This window comes from Paenibacillus taichungensis (genome assembly GCF_013359905.1).
GTDB classification, from domain to species: Bacteria; Bacillota; Bacilli; order Paenibacillales; family Paenibacillaceae; genus Paenibacillus; species Paenibacillus taichungensis.
The window spans coordinates 76440-87767 of record NZ_JABMCC010000108.1 but is presented as its reverse complement, the minus strand read 5'-3'; the positions used below and the strand labels follow the sequence as shown (position 1 = coordinate 87767).

General features: G+C 48.0%; 10 protein-coding genes. 8 read left to right on the top strand and 2 right to left on the bottom strand.

Features of this window, described 5'->3' with window-relative positions; all coding sequences use genetic code 11:
- The first annotated feature begins 42 nt into the window (after positions 1-42).
- From HP548_RS13090 to HP548_RS13065, 6 genes are all read left to right on the top strand, one after another.
- Positions 43-1203 (top strand): response regulator, encoded by a 1161-nt coding sequence (locus tag HP548_RS13090; protein ID WP_175381915.1) that lies wholly within the window; start codon positions 43-45, stop codon positions 1201-1203.
- A 26-nt stretch (positions 1204-1229) separates the two neighbouring features.
- On the top strand, positions 1230-2576 hold the full coding sequence (locus tag HP548_RS13085; protein ID WP_175381914.1) for a cryptochrome/photolyase family protein: 1347 nt from the start codon (positions 1230-1232) through the stop codon (positions 2574-2576).
- 250 nt (positions 2577-2826) lie between these two features.
- On the top strand, positions 2827-4002 hold the full coding sequence (locus HP548_RS13080) for an acyltransferase (RefSeq protein ID WP_064641670.1): 1176 nt from the start codon (positions 2827-2829) through the stop codon (positions 4000-4002).
- A 430-nt stretch (positions 4003-4432) separates the two neighbouring features.
- Positions 4433-6016, top strand: a complete 1584-nt coding sequence (locus tag HP548_RS33930; protein ID WP_343054835.1) for an HNH endonuclease — start codon at positions 4433-4435, stop codon at positions 6014-6016.
- A 284-nt stretch (positions 6017-6300) separates the two neighbouring features.
- On the top strand, positions 6301-6960 hold the full coding sequence (locus HP548_RS13070; protein ID WP_175381913.1) for a TVP38/TMEM64 family protein: 660 nt from the start codon (positions 6301-6303) through the stop codon (positions 6958-6960).
- A gap of 87 nt (positions 6961-7047) precedes the next feature.
- Positions 7048-8121, top strand: coding sequence for a DUF1835 domain-containing protein (locus HP548_RS13065; protein ID WP_175381912.1), 1074 nt, complete (start codon positions 7048-7050; stop codon positions 8119-8121).
- A 56-nt stretch (positions 8122-8177) separates the two neighbouring features.
- Here the strand turns inward: HP548_RS13065 and HP548_RS13060 are convergent, their stop codons facing one another.
- On the bottom strand, positions 8178-8696 hold the full coding sequence (locus HP548_RS13060) for a cupin domain-containing protein (RefSeq protein WP_246318051.1): 519 nt from the start codon (positions 8694-8696) through the stop codon (positions 8178-8180).
- A gap of 148 nt (positions 8697-8844) precedes the next feature.
- Between HP548_RS13060 and HP548_RS13055 the strand changes: the two genes are divergently transcribed.
- Positions 8845-9852 carry an NAD-dependent epimerase/dehydratase family protein gene (locus HP548_RS13055; protein WP_175381911.1) on the top strand — a complete coding sequence of 336 codons (1008 nt, stop codon included), beginning with the start codon at positions 8845-8847 and terminating at the stop codon, positions 9850-9852.
- Between the two features lie 160 nt (positions 9853-10012).
- Here HP548_RS13055 and HP548_RS13050 read toward each other — a convergent pair whose 3' ends face one another.
- Positions 10013-10186 (bottom strand): CsbD family protein, encoded by a 174-nt coding sequence (locus tag HP548_RS13050; RefSeq protein WP_076287359.1) that lies wholly within the window; start codon positions 10184-10186, stop codon positions 10013-10015.
- 191 nt (positions 10187-10377) lie between these two features.
- Here HP548_RS13050 and HP548_RS13045 point away from each other — a divergent pair, with 191 nt between their 5' ends.
- Positions 10378-11307, top strand: a complete 930-nt coding sequence (locus HP548_RS13045) for a cysteine peptidase family C39 domain-containing protein (protein WP_175381910.1) — start codon at positions 10378-10380, stop codon at positions 11305-11307.
- Positions 11308-11328: the final 21 nt, after the last annotated feature.

Sequence of the window (11328 nt, the reverse complement as noted above, 5' to 3'; positions counted from 1 at the left end):
GTATTCCCATTGAATAATTCACGGCAGGAGGCTGGAATAGCGATGAAAGCCATTGTAATCGATGATGAGAAACCGGCGCAGCTTCATCTGGAGCGCCTGTTACGATCGGATGGGCGGATTACACCCGTGCAGTGTTTTTCAACAGCCCGTGCCGGTCTGGATTTTCTGGCAAAAGAGCGTGTGGACGTAGTGTTTCTGGACATTGGCATGCCGGAAATGAATGGACTGGAAGCGGCTGAATATATACAGCAATTGGACAGCAGTATTCGCATTATATTTATAACGGCTTACGCGGATCATGCGGTTGAAGCCTTCGAACTTCAGGCGTTGGATTATGTGCTGAAGCCGGTAAGTTCAGTGAGGCTTGGCAAAACGATCGATCGCATTGCCGCAGGGATGATAGCCTCAACCCCTCAGGTTGCTGCAACTGCTGAGGTTCTGGAATCTGAGGCTGTGGAGTTGGATACCCGTGTGCCTGGATTGCTTACTTTTAAACATCTCGATATCTACAGAAGCCTGGATCAGGAAGCGCAGAAACATAAGTGGCGTACAGCCAAATCGCAGGAACTGTTTGCTTTTTTGTTTCACCATAGAGGAGATTGGGTAAGCAAAGAGATTCTACTGGATAAATTGTGGGCGGATGTTTCGCAAGAGAAAGGGCTAACGCATTTGCATACATCCGTTTATCAAATCCGCAAACTGCTGAGGGAATGGAGTATGACGGGCAAGCTGGAATACAACATGAACCGCTATCGTTTGTTATCGGGTAATCTGGTGAGTGATGTAGAGCAATTTGAGCAAGGTATGGCCTATGATACCGTTACGTCAGACAATGTTGATCAACTGCGGGATATCGTCCCGCTCTACCGCGGTGATTATCTGGAGGAGCATGATTATCGCTGGGCTCAAGCCAAAGCTAGAGAACTGAAAAGTAAATATGTAGGACTGGTTATGGATATCGCCGAATGGGACATGAAGCATGGACGGGGCAAGGAAGCGATGGAGCAGTTGAACGAACTACAGGAACGGGAGCCATATGCCGAAGAGATCTGCCGATTAATGATGAGAGTATGTGCATCCATGGGTGATCAACAAGCCATACTCAGAATATATCATTCATTTACGCTGACCCTGCTTGAAGAACTGGGACATCAACCGGAGCAGGAGACAATCAGGCTGTATGAAGATTTAACGGCAAAGTAGGCTGAAATCCAGTAGGAGGATGAAGCATGAAGTTATTCATACATCGCAAAGATTTGCGTACAGATGATCTAGTCGCATTTGATTATTTGCGGAACCAGGATGCAGAGAGTCTGCATGTGCTCATCTATGATCCATTTCTGCTGCGGCAAGGTCGCGAAGAGGAACATAGTGGAGTGAACTTTCTACAGCATGCTGCTGAGCTTGGTAAGCGGTATCGCGAGTCAGGCTGCAAGCTGCACGTTCTTTATGGCAAACCAGCTGAGGTGATTGAACATATCCTCGATCGGATGCAAAGTCGTATAGATGAAGTTATAGTTCATCGGGATATGACGCCATATGCAATCGAGCGTGATCGTGGAATACGTAAGGTAACGGAGTCACGAGGAGTCACGTTTACGCAGCTGACGGATCATTTGCTGATGGACCTGAAGGGGTTCGCTGATTATACGGGTAAGTCCGAGCCTTACAAAGTATTTGCTGCCTTCCACCGACGCTGGGTGGAATTCATGAATGAGCATCCTAATCCAGCTTCAACCACTACGGTTGCGGATGTGAAGGTCAGTGATCAGCAGATAGAATGGCCGGAGACCTTCCAGGTGCCACCTCAATTGCTGTCATATGATGTATCGGATTTGGAGGAACCTCATCAATTGTTGGACGGCTTTTTATCTGACAGAATTGCCGATTACGGAGACCATCGGGATGAATATGAAGCTTATGAATCGAGTCGGCTCAGTTCTTATGTAGCTGTGGGGGCTGTTTCCATCCGTAAGATGTACGATGCTGCAAAACGCACGGAGCATTCGGATGAATGGATCAGACAATTGTGCTTCCGCGACTTCTATCTGTATCGGGCCGTATATGAGAGTCATTATTTTACATATGAAAAAGTTTATGATCTGTCGGCGCTCAGTGAGGTTCACTTCGAACAGTGGTGTAAGGCCGAAACGGGCATTCCGATTATCGATGCAGCCATGACGGAACTGAATGAGACTGGACATATGCCGAATCGGCTTCGTATTCTGACCGCGATGTTCCTTACCAAAAATCTGCGATGCCCGTTCACGCTGGGTGAAGCGTATTTCAGACGCAAGCTTCGTGACTATGACAATATTCAAAACCGGGGCAACTGGCTGTGGTGTGCATCACTTGGCGAGAATGCAGCTCCATACTTTCGGGTGAACAATCCGGTGACACAGTCAGAGAAGTATGATCCCCAAGGGGATTACATCCGCAAATGGCTGCCTGACTTGAAGGATTTGCATAGCAAAGAGATTCATCAGCCTCGGCAGGGTGCAATTGTGGATCTGAAAGTCTCAAGACAATCGGCTATTGAGGTCTATAAACAAATTCTGGCCAGTCGTCAACATTGAAGTTTACCATTTTCATCCCAGTGAACCAACAATATTTTGGACAGATACGAAACATGCTTAAAGGCCGCGTCATAGCGGTCTTTTTTACATATATAGACATGAAAAAACTGTGAAACATGTTGAAAATTTAGGAACTTTTAAGAATTTGGACTACCCATATTAAGCTTTATGCTTTTTAATAGATAGTGTGCTTATCGTATTAAGTCATCTTAGACATATCAACGAAACATATTAAGGAGAAACGCTAATTATGAGTGAAACCATCAAAAGAGAGCGAATCCCAGAGCTGAATCTCGTACGGGCAATGGCTATCATCGGTGTGCTGTGTGTGCATTCCACTTCATACGCGACGGTGGACATGACAGGTTCAGGGTATTACTGGCTGTACAATTTTATTAATATTTTTATGAAATATGGTACACCAACGTTTATTTTCATGAGCAGTTTTGTACTGTTCTATAATTATTATTCTCGTCCGCTCGATAAGAAGCTGGTCAGCAACTTTTACAAAAAAAGATTTGTTTACATTTTACTGCCCTATTTCCTATTTTCATTAATGTATTTTGTAATCCTGCACTTCACCCACTATCAGGGCCGTCCGTTCGGTGAATCAGCAGTAAGTTTCATAACGAAACTGTTCACGGGCAAGGCGTATACGCATCTGTACTTTGTATTTATCAACATGCAATTTTATCTGTTATTCCCGTTGGTATTGTGGCTGCTTAAGAAATATCCCTCAGTCGTCAAATGGTCGGTACCGATTGGGTTGCTCATTCAGTGGGCATTTATCGTAAGTAATAAATATGGCTTCCAGGTGCCGAACAAGGGAAGTTGGGCATTTTCGTACTTTTCCTACTTCATGCTGGGTGCTTTTATCGGAGTATATTTTCCGAAGATTAAACAATGGTTTGTCATTAGTCGGGAAAATGCAACCAAGGCTCGTGTAGTTTCATGGATTGTGCTGTGGGCGGTATGGATTTTTGCCGGACTCGGCCATGTATATATTTATTATCTGTTGCGCCTGAAGATTGCGACGTATAACACGCTGTGGTACGAGTTTTTCTGGAATCTGCATACGTTCGCCTGTGCGCTGGTGCTCATTCAGATTGCGTACCTGCTTTATCGTAAAGGACCATCGCTGATCGTTAAGCCACTCAATCGGCTTGGGGCATTGTCCTTTGGTATTTATCTGATACATCCATTCTTCCTCTTGGTCTATCGGAATTATCCACCACAAACCGGGGTTTCCTGGCTGATTCACCTCTGGTACGCGGGAGGTTTTGGTGTGGCGTTGATCGCATCTTGGATTGTGGTTGGACTCACTGCAAGATTCGTTCCATTTGCATGGGTGATTTTCGGCAATTTGCCAAAACCAAAGCCTCGTCTGGTACCGCAACAAAACTCGGGACAACTCGACGTTCGTTAAAATATTTATGCCAATACAGGAATAATAAACCGTTTCTTGGTCGACCATTAGGGTTGAGCAGGAAACGGTTTTTTGATTGCGGATTTAATTCATATATGGGGAACGGATGTTTCTTTTTTGCACGCGAAGGGTAATGAGAAGGCGGAACACATTTTATCATTTGATAAGCAGATAACTTTAAGAACAGGATTAAGGTGAGAACAATGACAACATGTGAACAATGCGGGAAACCGATGCAAGATATATTGGAATACGTGGAACACATCCTTCACGAATGCGTGGGGCAGACCCAGGAGTACAAGACAAAAGACTATGGGACATCTGGCTATGAGTGTGTTGGCGAGCAGATGTGATACAATAGAAAGAAACCGGATTCATACGGAACCGAGGTGACAACATGGAGATGGGCTCGGCCCCTTTCCGGCAGGAAATGACGGAACATGAAGCGCAACTGACCAAGACATGTATGTACTGCGGGCAAAAGCGTCCTTTGTCCGAATTCCGACGAAGAACCGGAAAGCGGGCTGGCCCTGGAGCCAGACGTGGCGCTTGTCGCTACTGTCGTCAGCTCGGTGGACAAGCGGATAACAATAACAACTCACTCCGGCCTGAGGATGAGTCGGTAAAGAGTCATAAAGGTGCTGGGACTGCCCGACCTTCTGCACCTGCAAGTCATACAGCAGAACGGAGCGTCGATCCAGCAATTGGTACGCCTTCTGTTGCTGCTGCTTCAGAAGGACACGGCGAGTCACAGCCGCCGGTGGGGTCATCTTCTTCGATGGAAGGTGAAACGGCTGAATTCGTTGCTTCTTCAACTGTCTCTTCGTCTTCGGGCAACCGCAAGAAGAGGAGAAGGAGGAGAAAAGCAAAGCGTCCAGAGCTTCAGTCTGGTATAGAGCAAACGGAATCGCTCTCCCGAACTGACAAGGAGAGCGAGACTGTAGATCAGCCTCAGACGGGGGCTGATCTGCAAGACAGGGATTCGCAGGTGCATACAGCGAATGCTGATCCATCTGCGAAGCGTGCCCGCGCGCGTCTAGCCGCTGGCACGGATCAGGCCGCCGAGCAGGAGATTGCGGCGGCCAAGGCTCTGCTGCCAGCTAAGCCGCAAGGCCCGGCAGCAGAGCCAAAGGCTGCGGATCAGCCGACCGCAGCCAAGCGCAAACGCAAGCGGCGCCGCAAACGTGCTGCCGCGCTGCCGTCCGGCGCAGGACAGGCCCGCAGCATAGCTGAGGCCAGTGCGCCGAACCTGAGCGACCGTGGCGATGCCTCGGTCGTCGGCCCCCCCGCAGCGGCCGCACAGCCTGCCGCTGCTGCAAAGCCCGTGCCCGGCCAAGCACCGGGCACGGACATGGAGGCTGCGCCTCCTGCACCCGGGCGCCAGCCAGGCTCGCCCGGGTCGAAGCCGCGCTCGGCACGCAAGGAGCGTGCGCCTAAGGCGGGCGGCGAAGACACAGCCCGCGCCGGATCATCCGGGCAGCGGGCGCCAGTACATTCCAGCCGCAGTCATGGGGCTGGAACGGAAAGTCGTACCCGCCGTCATGCACCGGCGGTGCCTGTAGCGATTGATCCGGAAGATCCGGCATCGCTTCGGACGAACCGGCAGGGCATGGTGCGCATGCGTGGCAAGACGGACAAAGGGCGGCGCTGGCATCAGGAAGTGGATATGGAGCTGGCGGTCACGCTGGTCAAGGAAAAAGCCGCTGTTGTAGTTAATCGGTACACGATCCGCCGATTGTTTAGCAACAAGGATTTCAAACGGTTTATTTTGACCCGTGATAACTATACCTGTTACTTCTGTGGATCGTATGGAGATACGATTGACCATCTTCTGCCGCGGGCCAAAGGTGGGCATACCACCCCACTTAACTGTGTCTGCGCCTGCAATCTGTGCAATCAGTCCAAAGCAGCGATGGATGCCGAGGAATTCATGCGTTCCGGTATTCCCGAGTGGAATGCTGCGCATCAGGAAGAGCTGAATGAATTGGCAATGCAGGAAGCTCAGCTAGAATAAACGGTTTATGCGAAATACAAATACTGCCCTAGGCTTGTTAACCAATGATTTCAAGCGGGTATCCGATATATAGAGCACACCAAGACTGAACAGGTCAGGGTGTGCTTTTTTGTTTTTCAGCGTCGCTGGTGAAATTTCTTCAAATTGACAACGGTACAGCGCTCATATGTACGTTATACTGGGGAGAAGTGAGTCGTGAAACTTCACATCGGTTTACCAGATGTATTTTATAATGGGCACCACATCTTTAGAAAATTTGAACTGTATAGATTGGAGGGAAGCAGATGAACCCGGCATCTTTGGACATCATGTCCTATATTACGGAAGAGAATATTCGTTTTTGGCTGGAGAAGTTCCGCTCCCTGGGCCCTTTACCTGCAATTTTGCTTACCTTTATGAAATCATTCGTGCCCCCGCTACCTACACTGCTCATTGTTGGGGTTAACGGAGCAGTGTACGGGCTATGGGCTGGATTTTTATATTCATGGATCGGGATGGTCCTGGGATGTACCGTTACGTTCCTGATTGTACGAGAAATTGGGAAATCGGCTTTTGTGGAACGTTGGGCCAACAAACCCCGTGTGCAGCGCAGTATGGTATGGATTCGGCGGAATGCGTTCAGCTATGTGTTTTTGTTGAGTATATTTCCAGTGGGTCCGTTCGTGATTATCAATGTTGCGGCAGGTATCGCACGGATGAGATTAACGTCCTTCCTGCTCGCGGTGAGTTTTGGCAAAGCCATTATGATTTTCTGTGTGACGTATATCGGTTCCAATGTAGCTCAGTTTATGGAACACCCTGTGCGCTGGGGCGGCGTGTTGCTGTTTATCGCAGTATCCCTGTGGGCAAGTCGGAAGTTGGAGCGGCACTTCACCCGTTCGTCATCCAATCGTGAGGAAATGAATGAACGGAGTCACTCCTCTGGAAAGTCTATTTCTTCGTAAACTTACGATGATACAAATACGTACTCGATTTTGAATGGTTAAGTGTGGAGATGACCATCTGTTCAGACTGTTTAGAGGGGGATAAACATGATTGACAATGTCTTTGATTTTGATCAGGAGCTGTACCGTATGGATGAGGACGAGCTGCGTTCGTTATTGCGTACGCTCTATCTCAGCGCAGATATGGCAGTCAGTGATCAGTCAGCGGAAGAACATTCTGTTCATTTTGCAACAAAAATTCAGTCGATATTTAATACATTGGACGAGAATCGGAACCGGGAGAAAGCGGAGCAACAGGCACTAAAGGCACAAAAACCACGTGAAATTCATATAGCAATTGGAGAATCGCCGCTAGGCAGCATTAAGGTTGCGATGGGCAAAGTTCCAGGGCGCTCGGAGCGGCGGTTTTTCTCTATGAATGACTACTATGCGATCGGTCCATTGGGCGATTTGACGAACAAGGCGGATTTACACCGCAGGCACCTCTGGTTACTTGAGAAATTCTATTGGAATGAGCATGGAAGATATGCCGTCCAAGGCATGGATGAGCTGATTCAATTAAACAACATGTTGAGTTCAATTGATGAAGATACGCGAATCATCATCTGGTATGCGAATAATGCTCATGAGAGAACGGGGCTTTTATATGCCATGCATTTGCTTCGTAAAAGGCTGGGGCCTATTTATTTGATCGATACCGGTGCATTGTATCGGGAATTATTCAACCCTTCTGAAGTTCAGTATGATGTTCCTAGAACAGGTGAAATTTTTTCCGAGAAGTTGTTAGCGATGTGGCAACACCGTGTGAATGCTGAACCGTTGTCTGTGGAGGAACGAAAACACATTGAGCAAGAGTGGGGGAATCTGGCTGTACAGCCTGGACTTCTGCGATTAATGAAGGATGGGCAGATTCAGAGCGTGCCCGAAGACGCGATTGACGAGTACATTATGCAGAAGGCTAGAGAGGTTACGTTAACCAGACAGCATGGCGAGTTTATAAAATCAGCCCGCGTCGTAGGTGAGGTGCTGGGCCATCTCGAACAAGCTGTCGGAGACGCATTCATTGAATACCGTGTTCGACAGTTGATCTTACAAGGACAGCTTGAGATGGAAGGGAAGCCGCATGCCATGCGATTATACAGTGTGAGGCTCCCTCAGTGACCGAAATATGGACTGTTCCCGGTAGTTTTTTTATCCCGGAGCAGTCCATTATTCTTTCATGTCTTATTCTGTTTCCATAACTCCAATAGTGGCCCCTCTTGCCCATAGACCGGATCGGTATCCGGGGTGGGAACCTCCTGAATTTCACGCAGAACTTTGGGACGCTCTCCCGGTTCACCCGTTCGGGTATTATAACTCATGCCACCTGGATAGGCCCCTGAAATGCGGAAATCCAGGCTCGCACTCCGCCGCTTATGTCCGGTTCCCGCAGGTAATACGACGACATCTCCTGCCTGAAGGCGCACAACCTTTCCATGTTCTCCACCAAGGATGAGCTCAACCCAACCACTCACCACTGCAAGTGCTTCGTGAGCATTGCTGTGATAATGATGATAATCAAACACGCCGTTAATCCAGCTGTTTCCCCATCCGTTTTGGTTCAGCAACGACTCTGCACGAGAGGAATCTGTTGCCCAAATCCCCTTATACAGAAGTACAGGCAGACTTGGATGATTGGGGATCACACCATCGTCCTGGAACAACATTGTCTGTACATTGTTCATGTCCTCTTTCATCGTAAATATCACCTCTCTATGGCATTACCCGTTTATTTCTGGAGAAGAACAAAAAACAATTGTAAAATGATACAAAATGTATCACTATAAGGTTATAATCAGAACATAGACTCTCTTCAGTGAACTTGTTGTATTAATCCAAGGGGGAATGTGCTTGAATATTGCCATTACAGGGGCTTCTGGTTTTGTAGGATTTAACCTTTCTCAGTATTTGGCGCAAAAGGGACATCGAATCACCCTGGTGGACCAGGATGATTATTGTCAGAGGCTTGTTCATAGCTCTCCACTTCATGAGATGGCCTTTATCTGTTGTGATCTCGCGAAGGACAGATTCAGCTTGCCGCACGAAACAGACTATATTATTCATCTGGCAGCGATGCCGCACGTAGATTATTCGTATCATCACCCCGGAGAAGTGTTTCGTAACAACACCCTCAGTACACAGGCCATTCTGCAATACGCTTCCGATCACCATATTCCCGTGGTACTGGCTTCATCCGTTGAGGTATACGGAGGGGAGATGGGCAGAGTGTATCACGAATCCGATGAATATGCTCCGGTATCCCCTTATTCCGCTTCCAAAGTAGCCTGTGAGATGCTCGCAAGATCCTACGCTCAATGTTACCAGCTTCCTGTAAAAATATTTCGTTTAACCAATCTCTATGGTCCTTGGCAGTTGCCGGATCGGATTATCCCGCGTAATTTTGGCCGAATGATGGACGGCCTTCCTCTGGATATTCAGGGATCAGCTGTACGTGATTTTCTGTATGTGGATGATGCGCTGCGAGCGATTGAACAGATTATGCTGAATGGACAAGATCAGCAGATCTATAACATTTCGACGGGGCAAGGAACGACCATGCAAGAGATCGGAGCTCAATTGCAACAATTGCATACTTCTAATGGAACGGCGGAGATTCGAGAGCAGGAGCCCACCCAGTCCAGGGGTTCGAGTCTGGTCGTTCACTCTGGAAAGTTACGGTCAGAGACCGGATGGTTCCCCCAGACGACGCTGGAGCAGGGACTGGAGCAGACCTTTCGATGGTATCAGGAACATCCCGAATGGGTAAGACAATTCAGCCGTGAATACCACACGACAAGAGAAGCACGCAGTTTTATTATCGATATGGCAAGATATGCAGTTCCGGCTATCTAAATAGGACAAAAAAAGCCAGGGAAGGGTGTAGTGAATAACACCTTCCTTGGCTTTTTTGCGCCCCCGTCGAATCCCGGCTTTCAACCGATATGGACGGTCGGGCAAAGATTCTATATTTACTGCACGAATCGTCGTGCGTGTTCACGTTTAACGAATGGATCTAGTGATGTTTTTTTACATCAGCAATTTTGTCCTGCACAGCACCTTTGGCTTTGTCTTTTTTGCCCTCAGCCTGAAGGGATCTGTTGTTAGTTGCATTACCGACCTGATCCTTCACTTCGCCTTTGGCCTTGTTTACGCCTGCTTTGATTTTATCGCTAGTTGAGTTACTCATATCGAACATCTCCTTCGTTTCTGGTGTAGTCCTTATTAACCGGGATGTCCGCATTCTAAACGTTCGCTAGTTCATGCGGGCAGAAATTTGTTCTGAATATTCTGTCAGAAATGATCTGTACGAAGAGTCAATATAAGTATAGGCATTGCATGATCGCGTGCTTCATTAAAGAAATGAGAGGATGTTATGATATGAGCAATTATATTGGAAATGGTGCATATTGCTACGCCAATTCAGCTTCAATGCTGCTGTCGTCCATTGGAGAAAAGGTAGACCCTGGTCTGCTTGAAACCGTCGGTGGCTTTTCACTAGGGGCCTTTCGAACGCAGGAAGACCTTCTCTTTTTTGATAATTGTACCTCTAGTCCTGATCTGGCCATCAGCAAAGCGATGAGCATTCTGGGGTTTAGTGTGCGTGAAAGTGTGCAATCACGGGGTACAGAGATGCCTGTAGATGAGCTAAGAGAGGCCTTGAAGCAGGGTCCTATGATGATGGGTCCGCTGGATATGGGCAAACTCGTCTACAATCCCAACTTTCCCAACCTGGGTGGTTCCGATCATTATGTAGTGGCGTTGAGCATGGAGGGCGATGAAATATGCCTGCATGACCCGGCTGGATTCCCGAATGTCTTCCTGACATTGGATACACTTGAGGAAGCATGGAAGTCTGAATTCCCGTGGAGTAGCGGTGTGTATCGACGATGGTGGAGTCCTGAACGCATTGAACAGCCTGATCTGGAGGAGATTAACCGCCGTGCTTTTTCTTGGTTCAAATCAACCCTTACACAGATCCATGATATTGCTGCACAGGAAGGACGAACCGGAGTTTCAGCAATTCTACATAAGGCGGAACAGGTTCGTGCTGGAGCAATTGATGGTAATGAGTGGGCTCATTATGTGTATTTTGCTCTGCCAGTAGGCGCGCGTCGTGCCCATGATTATGGCTTGTTTTTTAAAACAATCCATCCTGACCTTTCTGCTTTGAAATACGCACAATCCCGCCAATTCGGGGAATGCCAATCCCGTCTTGTCTCCCGGAACTGGGAGGCTGCTGCGACAATCATGGAGGCGCTTGCGGAGACAGAAGCCATGATCGAAGCTGCTATTTTGAAGATGGAGTAATGGAAGTGAAGCGAGGCTATG